Origin of the sequence: Tenacibaculum sp. E3R01, assembly GCF_003318185.1 — a bacterium.
GTDB classification, from domain to species: domain Bacteria; phylum Bacteroidota; class Bacteroidia; order Flavobacteriales; family Flavobacteriaceae; genus Polaribacter; species Polaribacter halocynthiae.
This window is the reverse complement of record NZ_QOCC01000017.1, coordinates 26822-42633: the sequence shown is the minus strand read 5'-3', so window position 1 is coordinate 42633 and position 15812 is coordinate 26822. Positions and strand designations below refer to the sequence as shown.

13 protein-coding genes are annotated in these 15812 nt (G+C 28.5%); 5 read left to right on the top strand and 8 right to left on the bottom strand.

Going from position 1 to position 15812, the window contains the following annotated elements:
* Window positions 1-13: 13 nt before the first annotated feature.
* On the bottom strand, window positions 14-1390 hold the full coding sequence (gene rmuC, locus DS884_RS04175) for a DNA recombination protein RmuC (RefSeq protein ID WP_093871422.1): 1377 nt from the start codon (window positions 1388-1390) through the stop codon (window positions 14-16).
* A gap of 103 nt (window positions 1391-1493) precedes the next feature.
* On the opposite strand from rmuC, the gene DS884_RS04170 reads away from it, so the two are divergent.
* Together DS884_RS04170 and DS884_RS04165 are read left to right on the top strand one after the other, a co-directional pair.
* Complete coding sequence (locus DS884_RS04170) at window positions 1494-2027, top strand: lysophospholipid acyltransferase family protein (RefSeq protein WP_093871421.1); 534 nt, start codon at window positions 1494-1496, stop codon at window positions 2025-2027.
* A 4-nt stretch (window positions 2028-2031) separates the two neighbouring features.
* The gene (locus DS884_RS04165; RefSeq protein ID WP_113785895.1) at window positions 2032-2973 is read left to right on the top strand and encodes an MBL fold metallo-hydrolase; all 942 of its coding nucleotides are present in this window, start codon (window positions 2032-2034) and stop codon (window positions 2971-2973) included.
* Between the two features lie 107 nt (window positions 2974-3080).
* On the opposite strand, the gene DS884_RS04160 is transcribed toward DS884_RS04165, so the two are convergent.
* The 4 genes from DS884_RS04160 to DS884_RS04145 all read right to left on the bottom strand — a co-directional run bounded on the left by DS884_RS04160 (window position 3081) and on the right by DS884_RS04145 (window position 10459).
* On the bottom strand, window positions 3081-5738 hold the full coding sequence (locus DS884_RS04160; RefSeq protein ID WP_113785894.1) for a TonB-dependent receptor: 2658 nt from the start codon (window positions 5736-5738) through the stop codon (window positions 3081-3083).
* A gap of 131 nt (window positions 5739-5869) precedes the next feature.
* Complete coding sequence (locus DS884_RS04155) at window positions 5870-8800, bottom strand: TonB-dependent receptor domain-containing protein (protein ID WP_113785893.1); 2931 nt, start codon at window positions 8798-8800, stop codon at window positions 5870-5872.
* 16 nt (window positions 8801-8816) lie between these two features.
* Complete coding sequence (locus tag DS884_RS04150; RefSeq protein ID WP_113785892.1) at window positions 8817-9815, bottom strand: FecR family protein; 999 nt, start codon at window positions 9813-9815, stop codon at window positions 8817-8819.
* A gap of 77 nt (window positions 9816-9892) precedes the next feature.
* Entirely contained in the window at window positions 9893-10459 is a 567-nt protein-coding gene (locus tag DS884_RS04145) for an RNA polymerase sigma factor (RefSeq protein WP_093871416.1), read from the bottom strand.
* Window positions 10460-10613: 154 nt separating this feature from the next.
* Here DS884_RS04145 and ychF point away from each other — a divergent pair, with 154 nt between their 5' ends.
* Window positions 10614-11705: a redox-regulated ATPase YchF gene (gene ychF / locus DS884_RS04140; protein WP_093871415.1), complete on the top strand. Its 1092-nt coding sequence runs from the start codon at window positions 10614-10616 to the stop codon at window positions 11703-11705.
* A gap of 88 nt (window positions 11706-11793) precedes the next feature.
* A complete protein-coding gene (locus DS884_RS04135) occupies window positions 11794-12465 on the top strand; it encodes a DUF2461 domain-containing protein (RefSeq protein WP_113785891.1) in 672 nt (223 codons plus the stop codon).
* 38 nt (window positions 12466-12503) lie between these two features.
* Here the strand turns inward: DS884_RS04135 and DS884_RS04130 are convergent, their stop codons facing one another.
* From DS884_RS04130 to DS884_RS04120, 3 genes are read right to left on the bottom strand one after another with little or no spacing between them, the layout of a single operon-like run.
* A complete protein-coding gene (locus DS884_RS04130; protein ID WP_113785890.1) occupies window positions 12504-13253 on the bottom strand; it encodes an SDR family NAD(P)-dependent oxidoreductase in 750 nt (249 codons plus the stop codon).
* Window positions 13254-13302: 49 nt separating this feature from the next.
* Window positions 13303-13881 carry a TetR/AcrR family transcriptional regulator gene (locus DS884_RS04125; RefSeq protein ID WP_093871413.1) on the bottom strand — a complete coding sequence of 193 codons (579 nt, stop codon included), beginning with the start codon at window positions 13879-13881 and terminating at the stop codon, window positions 13303-13305.
* Between the two features lie 60 nt (window positions 13882-13941).
* Window positions 13942-15288, bottom strand: coding sequence for an MATE family efflux transporter (locus tag DS884_RS04120; RefSeq protein WP_093871412.1), 1347 nt, complete (start codon window positions 15286-15288; stop codon window positions 13942-13944).
* Between the two features lie 101 nt (window positions 15289-15389).
* Between DS884_RS04120 and DS884_RS04115 the strand changes: the two genes are divergently transcribed.
* Window positions 15390-15782, top strand: coding sequence for an acyl-CoA thioesterase (locus DS884_RS04115; protein ID WP_093871411.1), 393 nt, complete (start codon window positions 15390-15392; stop codon window positions 15780-15782).
* The last annotated feature ends 30 nt before the right edge of the window (window positions 15783-15812 follow it).

Sequence of the window (15812 nt, the reverse complement as noted above, 5' to 3'; positions counted from 1 at the left end):
TAAGTCGCTTTTTTTAATCCTCTTCTTGAGCTCGTTCTATTATTTTTTCAGGAAGTGCTTTCTTAGCTTTAGCTCCCATTTTCTTTAATTTTTCTACACTAGTAATCAAATTACCTCTACCTTCTACTAATTTGTTCATGGCAGAACTATAATCAGCTTTAGTAGCATCAATTTTTTTACCAATACTAATCAAATCTTTTAAAAGACCATCAAACTTATCATACAAAGCACCAGCTTGTCTTGCAATTTCTAAAGCATTTCGTTGTTGTTTTTCATTATTCCACATGGTATCAATAGTACGTAAAGTAGCTAAAAGAGTAGTAGGAGTAACAATCACGATATTTTTTTCAAAAGCTTTATTGTATAAAGTATTATCTTCATTTAAAGCTACAGCAAATGCAGGCTCAATAGGAACAAATAGCAAAACAAAATCAGGAGATTCTATTTTATAAATATCCTCATATTTTTTTTCTGAAAGTTGCTCTACATGTCGTTTTAAAGAGTTTACATGTTCTTTTATAAAACGAGTTTTTTCAATAGCATCATCAGTATTTACATATTGTTCATATGCAGTTAAAGAAACCTTAGAGTCAACAATCATTTTTTTGTTATCAGGTAAATGAATAACTACATCGGGAAGTATACGTTTACCTTCATCGTTAGTAAAAGATTGTTGCACAAAATATTCTCGATCTTTTTCTAATCCTGATTTTTCTAAAACACGTTCTAATACTAGTTCTCCCCAGTTTCCTTGTGTTTTACTATCTCCCTTTAATGCTCTAGTTAAGTTAATAGTTTCTTTACTCATTTGGGTGTTTAGCTCTTTTAAACCAAGTAATTGTTCTTTTAGAGCTGAATGCATTGAAATACTTTCTTTTTGAGAATCTTCAACTTTCTTTTCAAAAGTTTGTATTTTTTCTTGTAAGGGACTTAGTATATTTTTTATATTTTCTTTATTCTGTTCTGTAAATTTATTAGATTTTTCATCTAATATTTTATTTGCAAGGTTTTCAAATTCTTTGGTAAACTTATCTTGTAGTTTCTCAACCTCTTCTTTATTTTCGTTTAACTTTAATTGTAAGTTTCTTAGTTCTTCATTTTTTCTAGCTAATTCAGTAGCAGAGAAATCTTTTTCTCGTCTTAATTCATTATTCTCTTTTGTTTTATCATCCAAGCGTTTTAAGAAATCTTCTTTTTGTTGAATAAAAACCTGTTCTTTTTCATTCTTCTGAGCTTCTGCATTTGATATAGTAACAGCTAAGGTGTTGTTTTCTTTTTCTAATGTATCTGTAGCTTTATTTAAAGCTAATTTACCTAGTAAATGGCCAATAATAACCCCTAATACTAATCCAGAAATTGTTGTGATTATTAATAGTAAAGTAGTACTCATTAAATGAAAAAATTAGTTGAACAAGCAAATATAACGCAAGATATTATAAAAATGTTTGTTATTGTTACTGAAAACCGTATCATTGAGGCATATTTTATAAGAGATGATATCTAAGTTTATATATACCAAAATTTTAGGATGGAAGTTAGTTGGAGAGTTTCCTAAAGAATTAAAAAAATATATAGTTATTGGTGCTCCACATACTAGTTGGAAAGATTTTCCAATAGCGATCTTAGCAAGAAACTCATGGGGAGTAAAAATTAATTTTATAGGAAAAAAATCATTGTTCAAGCCTCCTTTTGGTTTTATTTTTAGATGGTTAGGCGGTGCACCGGTTGACCGTTCAAAAAGTAATAATAAAGTAGATGCTATTGTAGATGTTTTTAATAAGCATGATGAGTTTCGTTTAGCTTTATCACCAGAAGGAACAAGAAAAAAGGTAGATAAATGGAAAACAGGTTTTTATTACATAGCAAAGGGAGCCAATGTACCTATAATAATGTTTGCCTTTGATTTTGAGCATAAGCAAATAATTTTATCAGAACCTTTTTATCCTACTGATAATATGGAAAGTGATTTTGAACACTTTTATTCTTTTTATAAAGATATAAAAGGAGCTAATCCTGAATTATTTTAAGAATATGAAAGTTAAAAGTCTACTATATATTATTTTTATTTTATGTGTTTTTTCTTGTACTAAAAAGGAAAAATTAAAAAACATTTCTAGTGTTCCTTATTTTGTAGTGTTAGGAGTTGCACAAGATGCTGGATATCCGCAAATAGCTTGTAAAAAAGAATGTTGCTTAAAAACTTATACAAACTCTAGCTTGGAAAGAATGGTTAGTTCTATAGGTTTGGTTGATCCGATGACTAATGAAAGTTGGATGTTTGATGCAACACCTGATTTTACAAAACAAACTAAGCTATTATCTACCTATACAAAGAATAAAGATATTCCTGATGGTATTTTTTTAACTCATGGACATATAGGACACTATACAGGAATTATGTTTTTAGGTAGAGAAGCAATGAGCGCAACTAAAATGCCAATTTATACAATGCCAAGAATGAAAACATATTTGGAAACTAACGGGCCTTGGAGTCAGTTAGTAACTAACAATAATATTGAGTTAAAGGCATTAAAAAAAGATTCAGCACTTGTTTTAAATAAAAGAATTAGTATAACTCCAATTCAGGTACCACATAGAGATGAATACACAGAAACAGTTGGTTATTTAATTAATAACACTTCTAAAAAAGCATTGTTTATTCCAGATGTTGATAAATGGGAAAAGTGGGATAGAAATATTATTGATTATATAAAGCAAGTTGATATAGCATTTTTAGATGCAACCTTTTTTAAAAATGGAGAGATTAACAGAGATATGAATGAAGTTCCACATCCTTTTGTTGAAGAAAGTATGAAGTTGTTTGAGGAGTTAGCAATTGATGATAAAAAGAAAATATATTTTATCCATTTTAATCATACGAATCCATTATTAGGTGAGGGAAGTGATGCTGAAAATAGAGTTAAAGAAAGAGGATTTAATATTGCTAAACAAAATTCAATTATAAAATTCTAATATCACAATTCAATTAATTTATTATTTAATATAAAACCCCGAAGCTAGGGGAATGCTTCGAGGTTTTAGTTGCATATAATTAAATATAATGAAAGACAATTATCTTATTAAAACTTGTAATTAACCGATAAGTTAAACATAGATCCTAATTGACTGAAATGGTAACCATCATATGTCATTTGAGAATAACGTTGGTTAAAAGTAATTAAGTTGGATTGTGTTTTAACTTGTGCAGGGTCATTTAAAATTGCTTGTCCAGCTGCGTTTTCAGCTTTAAAACTCCATTCTGGTAATACGCTTAAAATGTTATTAGCATTGAAAGCTACTGTCCAATTATCATCTATATTATAGTTCACACCTAAGTCAGTTACAATTTGTGGAGTAAACTCAGTTCTTAAGTTACTGTCCATACCAGCTTGCTTAAACTTCGTTGTTCCAAAGTAAGTGTTATTTAAAGTAAATCCAAAGTTACCTACATCATATGTTGCTCCTAAAATCCATTTAGTGTTTGGTCTTGAAGTAAATAATAAAGCTTCCTGAGTTGCGTCAATTAAAGCACTACCATTGTTATCAGTTCTACCATTTTCAAATGTATAGTTACCAGATAAATTAAACCCTAATTTACCATTTCCTAATTCTAAATTTTTATAACCAATTACAACATCTAATCCTGACGTTCTTGTGTTAATTGCATTTGCAAAATAACTAACAGTACCAAATGTAGTTGAAAGCTCATTACTTAAAACAATTCTATCATCAACTTCAATGTTATAATAATCTAAAGTAAAACTAAAATTATTGAATGGCTTACCTCCAATACCAACAGTAAAGTTTGTAGATTCTTCAGCTTTTAATCTAGGAACCCCTAATTGTCTAGCTTCTCTTGAAACATTATTAATTAACCCACTCACTTGAATACCTGAACCAGCCACAAAGCTATATTGTTTCTTTTGTGTATATATTTGGTGTAAAGTAGGAGCTCTAAATCCTGTAGAAGCAGATGCTCTTATTGTATATTTATCATCAGCAAACTTATAACGAGAACTTACTTTCCAAACAAAAGTACTTCCAAAATCTGAATAGTTTTCAGCCCTAACAGTACCGTTTAATTGAAAGTCTTTAGTAGCATCCCATTCAACACTAAAATATCCACCTAAGTTGTAACGGTTGAATTCTCCAGAGTTTTCTGGTCTGTTACCAGCAAATGAATCGGCACCAATTCCATCATAAGAAGCTAAACCACCTTGAATTACTTCAAAATCTTCAGCTCTAAATTCAGTACCTAGTGCAATAGATACATTATCAGATAATATTTTTGAAATATCTAAATTTCCTACTACATGGCTAAAAGCAGTTCCTCCTGGTTTAAAAGATATAGGACTATTTTCTCTATAAATATTTTCATTATTAGAGTCAAGAATTGTACTTCTATTATGAGAATTACTTACAGTATAGGTTTGTTTGTTACCACCTACAGTAATACTACCATCAACATTCCAGTCATTAATAGTTGATTTAATACCAACTGTAGCATTATAATCTCCTAAAAGACCTTCAAAAGTAGGAAGGTATCCATCATAGCCACCTGCATTTGTTGGATGATCACCAGGGAAGAAATTAGCTAAATATGGAAAGTCACCAATTGTTCTCCAATATGGAGTTCTATAGTTAGCAAAACTGTTAACCATTTTATATACGTAGGCAGCATTGAAATATAAATCAGAATTTTCACTTAAATCATGACTACCGTTAATTAAGAATTTTGCAGCTGTAGTTTGAGGAGAAGCGTTAATATTACCAGCATCTGGTTTACGTCCTAAAAATTCATTTACAAAATTAATATTAGCTCCAAAATCGGCAGCTTCACCTTCAGCATCTACAGTACCTGGTCTGTTAGCCATTTTAGTTTTTGAAAAATCAATAGTGTAGTTTATAAAACCTTTTTTACCAAATCTACTTCCATTATTTACACTAACACCAAGCATTTCACCATCTCCTTCACCAGTAATTCCAGATCTAAATGTTGCAGAACCATTTTTATAATCCTTTTTTAAAATGATATTCATTACACCAGCAATAGCATCAGAACCATATTGAGCAGATGCACCATCACGTAAAATTTGAATAGTTTCAATTGCGTCAGTTGGGATACCAGAGATATCAGCACCTGTTTCACCTCTACCAGGAGATGTTTGTGTATATAATAATGAACTTAAGTTTTTACGTTTACCATTAATAAGTATAAGCGTTCTACTTGGTCCCATATTTCTAATTTCATATGGATCAAGTAATGAAGTAGCATCATTAACAGGTGTTTGTACTGTATTAAATGATGGTATTTTATACTGTAAAGCTTTATCAAAAGTTGTTTGACCGGTTGCTTGTAGTTCTTTTACACCAACAACATCAATTGGTAATGAACTTGTAGTATTACTTCTAGAAGGAGTTCTACTACCTGTTATAATTACTTCATCAAGTTCTAATCCTTCTTTTAAAACAATATTAAATACTTTTTTACCATTAACTGAAACTTCCTGTGTTTCATATCCAGAAAAACTAACAACAAGTATTGCTCCTTCTTGGACTGTCAGGTTAAATTTTCCATCAAAATCAGTATTTGCACCATTTTGTGTGCCTTTTTCAATGATATTTGCGCCAGGTAGGGCATCATTGTTAGAGTCTGTGACTGTTCCAGAAATTTGCATTTGTGCCCATGTAAAACCACTAAATACAATTGTAAAGAGTAACGTGAAAAGTTTTTTCATAAATAAAAATTTAGTTAATAATTAAGAAGGTTTTTGCTGTTTTGTTATTTTATTAACAGTAGCCTTGTATTATTATTAAGTTGAGTTTTATTTTTCTATACTCTGTTTTTTTGAAAAAAGTTAAAATAAAGTTAAAAATTAACAGAAAATTTACTGTAATAGAAAGCTCCATTACTACCCATTTGAACAGCATCCCATAGACCTCCACTATCAGTATTTCCGCCTTGTTGAGTAGGGTAGGTGTTAAATAGATTGTTGACACCAATTTGAATTGAATAATTTTTTGATAATTTATAAGAAAAATGACTATCTAAAGTGTATTTTGCATCATAGTCATCTATTGAGGCTGATAATCTTTCTTCAGGAGAGTTGTTAAAATCACTAAGCGGCTTATTTATTTGCCAATCAAGTAATCTAAGACTACTAAACCTTGTTATACTTGAACTTAATGATATATTTTTATTACTGTAAATAGCATTTAAAATTAATTTATGTTTCGGAGCTGAAGCAAGTAAAAAATATTGTTCTCTTGCTCCAAAAAATGTTTTTAAATCAAGATCTTTATTGTTTATCCTTGTAATTTTCATCTTATTAAAATTTCCTGAAAAATTAATAAAGAGTTTTGAAGCTGTAAATTTTTTACACCAATTAAGTTTAAAATCTAATCCGTAAGTTGAAGTGTTAACCCCATTAGCAAAGAATTGAACATTTTGAACATTAGGGTCAATACTTGATGCATCAAAATTTCCACTCAAAATAATTCTATCTTTTATAAAAATATAATAAGAGTCGATAAAGAATTGTAAATTTTTACTTGCTTTGTGACTTATACCTAAACTATAGTTAACAGCTTTTTCTTCTTTTAACTGTTTAATTCCAAACTTGTTAGTGATTGGGTTGTTGTTAGCTATTAAAAATGATTCAACAGGTTTGTTATCTATGTAGTTGGTGAATTTTAAATTATAATAAATTTGAGCTAATGAAGGAGCTCTAAAACCTGTACTAAATGATGCTCTTAAATTTGTTGTTGAAGTAACTTTAAACCTAGTAGCAATTTTAGTATTAATAGTGTTTCCAAAATCACTATAATTTTCATAACGAAAAGCTGTTGTTAGAAGCCACTTTTTTGAAAAATCTATTTCGCTATCAAAATATAAACTAAAACTTGTACGATTTCTGTTTACTTTATTTAAGGGCGAGTACCCAGGAAAACCTTGAGATCCTCCAGGTCTTATTTTATTGTTTAAGGTAGGTATTTGATTAATAGGTGTATTACTATTAACAATATTACCATTAAGGTCATAGGAAGCATAAGAGCCTTCTTCTCCAGCAAAAATCTTATAACTTTCAATTCTATTTTCTAAACCTAAGGCAATGTTTAGGCCTTTAAAAGTGGATCGAAAATATTTTGAAATATCAAAGTTTGTTGTATTTTGACTTAAGCTATGTCCACCAGCATCAAATTCTTTTGGAGATTTATCTAGAAGTGTAGCATTTAGAGTTTCTTTTATGAAATAATGGAAATTATTTTTTCCATACGTGTTACTAAAGTCAATATTCCATCCTTTTAATTTTCCTTTTAAACCTAGTGTAAATGACTTATCTGAAATGTTAGAAGTAATCATTGGATTAAATCCATTTGGATAAATACTTATTATATTTCTTTCACTATCTGAAGTTCTAGTAAAAGCATAAGCTTCAGTGTTTTTAAAACTATATCCTCCATTTGTGTAAGCTCTCATTGTAGGAGAAATAGGTATTTCAGAATTGATGAATAAATTACTACTTTTTAGTGCTGCATCGCCATATTTTTGTCGAACATTTGTACCATTTCTAAATGTATGATCTTTAGAAAGAAACTCTGCTGAAACATTTACAAAACCATTTTTATTAATTTTAGTTCCGTAATTTACATCAGCTTTATAGGTAAATCCATCAATACCTTTTTTACTTTGATCTGAATTGTTATTTGCATTATAAAATCCTACTGTTGAATTTATATTTGTTTGATTAACATTATCTTTTAAAACTATATTTATAACACCTGCGATAGCATCAGAACCATATTGAGCAGATGCTCCATCTTTAAGAACTTCTATTCTTTTAATAGCTGAAGCAGGAATAGTATTTAAATCTGTACCAGAATTCCCTCTACCTCTTGTTCCGTATAAATTGATAAGTGATGCTTGATGTCTTCTTTTACCATTAATTAAAACTAATGTTTGATCTGGTCCTAACCCTCTGTATGTTGCAGGAACAATATGATCAGCTCCATCTGATCCTGATTGTTTAGTAGCATTAAATGAAGGAATTTCATTTTGAATAAACTGATTTACCTCTAAAAATTCACTTTTCTTTTTAATATTATCTATTTCGATAACATCGGTTGATACAGGTGAGTCTACTTTCTTTCTTTGATTATTTCTAGACCCGACTATTAATATTTCATCTAATTCAATTCCCGATTTTAATAATACTCTTAAAAATTTATTTTTTGTTTGAACAATTTCTGTTTTATATCCTATATGAGTAAATATGATAGGATTATTTATAAGAAGCTTTAACTCAAAAGATCCGTCATTTCTAGAAATGGTTCCATTTTGGGTATTACTTTCAATAATATTAACTTTTTTTATTGGTTGATAATATTGATTAAGTACAATTCCTCGTACTGTAACTTCTTCCTCTTTTTTATTGATACTATCTTTTAATAGTTTTAATTGTGTTTTGTATAATGATTTTTGATTTGTATAATATTTATTTTTTATTGAAGCATACAATACATAATAGTTGTTTCCTAGATAATCTATTTTGTAAGAAGTTAATTTTTTTAATAATTCAATTGACTGATTTAGTGGGAGCTTTTGTAAGTTTTGAACTTCTACTTTTTGATCTTTTATAACAACAGGGTTATAGGTAAAAAACACCTTATGTTTATTGCTTATTATATTTAAAGCATCACTAAGAAGTAACTGTTTTTTATTTTGAGAATAGCTAGTAAGAAAATAAAAAAGGCAAGCAAAGAATAGTATAAAATGTATTTTAGTATTCTTTTTGGACATTAAAAAAGGTAGTTGGTTATTTTTTATAAACCACTAATTTAGTATTTTCTTTTTTAATAATAATATTTGTTGATTTTTTTATAGCATTTAAACAGATATCTAAATTAGTTGTAGGAACTATTCCAGTAATTAAAAACGCTTTAGTTTCAGGGTTTTTATAAGTGAAATTTACTCCATAGGTATCTGTTACCTTGTTTAATGCTTCTTCTAATGTATAGTTGTTAAAAATTAACTTTCCATTTTTCCAAGATGTTTTCTCTTCATTTGAAATTAATTTTTCGTCAACTGTTATTTTTTTATATTCAGATGAGTATTCAATATAATTACCCGGTATCATTTTTTTAGATTTTCCATTATTCATGGTTAACCAAATACTACCTTCCTCTAAATATACTTTTGTTTTTTCTTTTTTAGTATTAACGTTAAATTCTGTTCCATATACTTCTACTTTTAGGTCATCGGTATTTACCCAAAATTTTGCGTTAGTGGTTTCTTTTTTATTAACTTTAAAATAAGCCTCACCTTTAAGCCATACTTTTCTAACATCATTATTTTTATATGTAATGCTAGAGTTAGAGTTTAATGTAACAGAAGTACCATCTTTTAATTTTAAATCTAACGTTTCACCATATGCTGTTTTATGAGTAATATACGATGAATTTAAAAAAGTAGTATATATACCTACAGAAATCAATATTAAAATACTTGCAGCAACACTAATTAGAGTTAAATATTTTTTATTTAAAATATTATTTTTTTTGTTTTGAGTAGCTTTTAGTTTAGTTTCAAGTTTGTTCCACTCAATATTTAACTTTTCTTCTGGTATAGACGTTTTTTTAAAATTAATGCCTAGTAATATATCACGTGCTTCATAAGCAATATCTTTCTTTAAAGGATTGTTTTTTAACCAAAAATCCCAAAAAGAAATATCAGATAACTGACTGTTATGAGCCCAGTTTTTAAATGATGAATCATTTAAAAAATCATGAATTGTATTATACGTCCTTTTAGCCATTAAATTATAGTAATACTAACTGTGTATATATATAAAGTACATTATTTTATATATATACTCTTTTTAATCCCGCAAATTTATGAATTTAATAATTGTAAAATAGCCATTTCTTCTCTTAAATTTTTAATAGCTTTATGAAGTATATTTATTACACTTTGATAGTTAATATCCATTGTTTCTGCTATTTCTTTAGCTTTTAAATTACAATGAAATTTTAAATAAATAACTTCTTTTTGTCTTTTGGGTAGTTCGTTGACTAGTTTGGTAAGGTTTTTATTTCTAAAAGTTGTTGATTCTTGGTTAGTTATAAACTCTTCTGGGGTAAAATTTATATCAACAATATTTTTATCAATGTTTCTAACTATTGAATATTTTTTAATCTTGTTTATTCTCTTAATAATAAATCGTCTGTAAGAAGAAAATAAGTAAGGAGCAATCTTATCTAAGTCACTTAAGTTTTCTTTGTGTTCAAATATATATACAAAGAAATCTTGTAAAGAATCTTCAGTAATAACAGGATCTTTTGAAATTTTTAGACCATAACTAAATAGAGGAGGATAAAACTTTTTGAATAGTACAGAAAAAGCTTTAAGATCACCTTCTTTTAATGATTTCCATAAAATGTCATCAGATAAATTACTCATTAATTAGTAGTTAATTCCCGATAAATGTAGTGAAAAAAATATTAATATGATAAAAAACTGTTAAACTAGTTGTATTAGGTTCTACAAATTATAGTCATAAAACCAAGTAATATACTATATTTGCATTCGCAAAAAATATCAATAACATATTATAATGAAAGCTGGAATTGTAGGATTACCAAACGTAGGAAAATCGACATTGTTTAATTGTTTGTCAAATGCTAAAGCGCAGAGTGCAAATTTCCCATTTTGTACTATTGAACCTAACATAGGAGTGGTGAATGTACCAGACCCAAGAATTCAAGTTTTAGAAGGTATGGTAAATCCTGAAAGGGTAATGCCAGCAACTGTAGAGATTGTTGATATTGCAGGTTTAGTTAAAGGAGCAAGTAAAGGAGAAGGTTTAGGAAATCAATTCTTAGCAAACATTAGAGAAACTGATGCTATTATACACGTATTGAGATGTTTTGATAATGATAATATTATTCATGTAGATGCTTCTGTTGATCCAGTAAGAGATAAAGAAACTATTGACATAGAATTACAGTTAAAAGATTTAGAAACTGTTCAAAAACGTTTAGAACGTGTAAAAAGAACTGCTAAAACTGGAAACAAAGAAGCTCAAATAGAATTAGAGGTTTTACTAAAAGTTGAAAAAACTTTATTAGAAGGTGTTTCTGTTAGAGCTATTGAGTTCTCTGAAAAAGATCAAGAGATTGTAAAGTCATTACAATTCATAACCTCTAAGCCTGTATTATATGTTTGTAACGTAGATGAAGGTTCAGCTGTTTCTGGAAATGCTTATGTAGAAAAGGTAAGAGAAGCTGTAAAAGATGAAAATGCAGAAGTTATTGTATTAGCAATAGGAACTGAGGCAGATATTACTGAATTAGATGATTACGAAGAGCGTCAAATGTTTTTGGCTGATATAGGTCTTGAAGAAGCTGGAGCCTCAGTTTTAATTAGAGCTGCATATAAGTTATTAAATTTACAAACGTATTTTACTGTTGGAGTTAAAGAAGTAAGAGCTTGGACTATAAACATAGGTGATACTGCTCCACAGGCTGCTGGGGTAATTCATACCGATTTTGAAAAAGGTTTTATTAGAGCTGAAGTTATAAAGTATGATGATTATACTTCTTTAGGTGGTGAACAAAAAGTTAAAGAAGCTGGAAAGTTAGGAGTAGAAGGAAAGGAATACATTGTTCAAGATGGTGATATCATGAACTTTAGATTTAATGTATAAAACATAGTTAAATTAAACATATATAATTAACCCTATTGAAATATTTTCTATAGGGTTTTTTTGTATATTTAAATCAAATTTTAGTTAGATGCAATTCGAAAAAAAAACTTTTCAATTTTTACAAGATTTAGAAAATAATAATAACCGAGATTGGTTTGCAGAAAATAAAAAAGTGTATGACCTTTCCTTGAATAATGCGAAAGAATTATTTACTGAGATAAATCAAAACCTAGAGTTACATGATGAGATTGAAAAGCAAAAAGTATATAGAATATATAGAGATGTGCGTTTTTCAAAAGATAAAACACCTTATAATCCTCGTTTTGCAGTTTCCTATTCAAGAAAAGGTAAAGAATTAAGAGGAGGTTACTTTATACAAGTTAAGCCTGGAGATACAGTTTTAGGAGGAGGCTTTTGGCAACCAGAAAAAGAAGATTTATTTAGAATCCGTAAAGAGTTTGAATTAGATGCTTCTGAAATAAGAGAAATACTTGCTGAAGAAAACTTTATAAAATATTTTGGAGGGAAATTAGAAGGAGATGAACTAAAGACTGCTCCTAAAGGATTTGATAAAGAACATGAATCAATAGATTTAATTAAAAAGAAAGGTTTTGTAGCTATTAGAAGGTTTACAGATAAAGAAGTCATGTCTAAAAACTTTTTAAACGAAATAGATGCTTCCTTTAAAACTCTTAGACCTTATTTTAATTTAATGAGTGATATACTTACTACAAATTTAAATGGAGAGTCAATACTATAAAAAAAGCTGAGATTATATCTCAGCTTTTTTATTTATTATTATATTTGACTTAAGCCACCATCCACTTCTAGTTCAACTCCATTAATATATGAAGCGTCTTCTGAAGCCAAAAATAAAGCTGTATTAGCAATTTCTTCAGAAGTTCCAAATCTGCCTAAAGGTACTTGGCTAGCAAAACCTTTCCCCATTTCTTCTACAACATCTTGTGGTAAGTTCATTTTTCCATAAATAGGTGTATCAATAGGACCAGGGGCAATTGAGTTTACACGAATTCCTCTAGATTTAACCTCAGATGTTAATACTCTAGCATAGGCTCTTAAGGCTCCCTTACTAGCTGAGTACACTGATAAACCATCAAAGCCTTTTTGATGTACAATAGAGTTAGTAAATAGTATACTTCCATTATCATTCATATGTGGTAAAGCTTCTTTAGTTGCTAAAATCGGACCTTTAACATTTATATCAAAAACCTCATTATAATGTGCTGTTGTAATGTCTGTTGTTGTAGCAAGAGGTGCAACTCCTGCATTTAAATATAATACATCTATGTTTCCATACTTTTCAACAGCTTTTTTAATTAGTGTTATGTTATCTTCATCTTTAGATACGTCAGCAACAACAGTTATAAAGTCGCCAGATAAGCCATCTGTAGCTTCATTTAAAGCATCTTCTCTTCTACCTGCTAGTACAACTTTAGCACCATTCTTTAAGAATAATTTCGCAGTTGCTAATCCAATTCCACTATTTGCACCTGTTATTACGGCTACTTTGTTTTGTAATTTATTCATTTTTAGTTGTTTTATTTGAAACGTTCGTTTCAAATTAGGTTAAAAAAAATTATTTTAATGTAGAAAGGGTTGTTTTAACTATACTTTCTAATTGTTTACAATTGTTCATTAAAATTCCAGAAATACTTAAACCTTGAATAGAGTTTAATAAATATAAAGCATATTCATATGCAGTATTATTTTTGTTGATAGAACCTTCTTGTTGCCCTTTTTCAATAAAATCTTGAAATAATTTAATCATGCTTTTATGATTATTATCTAAGAACTTTTGAATTGTAACTTCTTGATTGGCCATTTCTGAAGTACAATTATTAATTAAGCAACCTATATTTTTATTATTCTTATTTTGCTTAATATTTAATATAAAAATAGCTTCAATTGCTTTAAGAGGTGAATTAATATTCTTTAAAATATTTTCTATACTACATTTAAAGTTAGTTTGATAACTTTTTAAACAAACTGTATATAAATCTAGCTTGCTACCAAAAGTATTATAAATACTAGATCGGTTTAAGCCAGTTGCATCTACTAGATCTTGCATAGACGTTAAGCTGTAGCTTTTCCGATGAAAAACTTCAGTAGCTTGTTTTATTACAACTTCTTTATTAAAGGTTTCTACTTTTGGCATTTAATTGAAATGAACGTTCCAAATGTACAAGTTTTTTTAATATGATAAAAAAAGATAATGTTAATTATTAATTTTTAAGTTTAAACGAATTTCTCTTTGCAAGAAAAAATAAGTAATTAGAGTAGATAAAATATCTGCTATAGGAAAAGAAATCCATACGCCATTAATACCATAAAATTTAGGCAAAACATATACTAATGGAATTAAGAAAAACCCTTGTTTTAATAAAGTTAATAATAATGCAGGTAATGCCTTGCCTGCCGCTTGGAAATAAGCAGAGCCTATAAGTTGCGTAGTAATTACCGGAGTTGCTAAAAAGGCAATAATTAAAGCATTTGGAGTTTGGTTTAATAATTCTTTATCATCTGTAAAAATACCCACTAGCTGAGAAGGAAATAGCATTATTAAAATAAAAATAAATGTAGCGATACCCGTACCAAATATAATAGATGTTTTAATAGATTCTTTAACTCTTTGTGAATCATTAGCGCCATAATTATAACCTGCAATAGGTAAAAAACCTTGAGTAACCCCAAGTACAGGGAAAAGTGAAAACATCATAACTCTATTAATTATACCATAAATAGCTATAGATATTTCACCCCCATATTTAAATAATGTAAAATTTAAAATGATAACAAGAACACTAATAGTACCTTGTCTAATTATTGTAATACCACCTAAAGAAACAATTTCTTTTAAAATGGAAAAGTCAATAATAAAATACTTTGGAATGATCTTTAATTCAGTATTTTTTGAAAGAAAAAACCATAAAATAAATAGTCCGCTTACAGCATAAGAAATTGAAGTAGCTAAACCAGCACCGTACATGCCTAAATTCATAAATTTAATAAAAATGATATCTAGTAAAATATTTGCTATTGCAGGTAAAATTAAAGTAAACATAGCATAATTAGGTTTACCTATAGCTCTTGTTACTGGATTTCCCATCATAGCAAAAGCTAAAAAAGGAATTCCCCAAATAATGACATGGAAATATTCTGTAGCAGGAACTATAATGTTACCATTTGCACCAAATAATTCTAAAATTGAAGAACAATAAAGGGTACCAATAAAAACAAAAGAAAGGGATAGTACAACAGTTAAGCTTACCTGATTACCAAAAACTTTATAAGCTTTGTATGTGTTTTTTTTGCCTAAAGCTCTCGATATAATAGAGCTACCGCCAATACCAATACCCATTCCAATAGAAGAAATAAGAAATGCAATAGGTAAAACAACAGTAATTGCAGCAATAGCCATAACACTAATCCAACGGCCAACAAAAATTGTATCAACTATCATATTTAAAGACATTACTAAAATCCCTATCGAAGCAGGAATAGCCTGTTTTAAAAGAAGTTTACTTATTTTTTCAGTGCCAAATTTGTTAGTAATTTTATTCATATGTAGTTTTCAGTACTCGAATATCATGAATATTATGTTATAGTAGTAAAATGAAGATAAGATTTAAGTAAATATTAACATCATTCATGTAAGTTTGCTGCATGAAATTTTACGAGAATAAACGTGTTGTGTCTTCTAACGAAATAGATGAATATAATCATGTAAATAATGTAGTATATGTTCAGTGGATGCAAGAAATATCTAATGAACATTGGTCAATATTAATAAAAGATATTCCTAAACCAGATTATGTTTGGTTTGTAGTAAGACATGAAATAGATTATAAAAACCAAGCAGTTTTAGGCGACAAAATTATAGTAAAAACGTGGGTTGGTAAAACAGAGGGAATAAAGTCAATTCGTCATTTTGAAATGTATAGAGGTGAAACTTTATTAGTGAAATCGCAAACAACATTTTGCCTACTTGATGCAATTAAATTAAAACCTAAAAGGGTAACTAAAGAAATAACAAACTTACTTTTAGGCAAAAAATAAGCAATATCTTTGCAGTTATAAATAAATTAA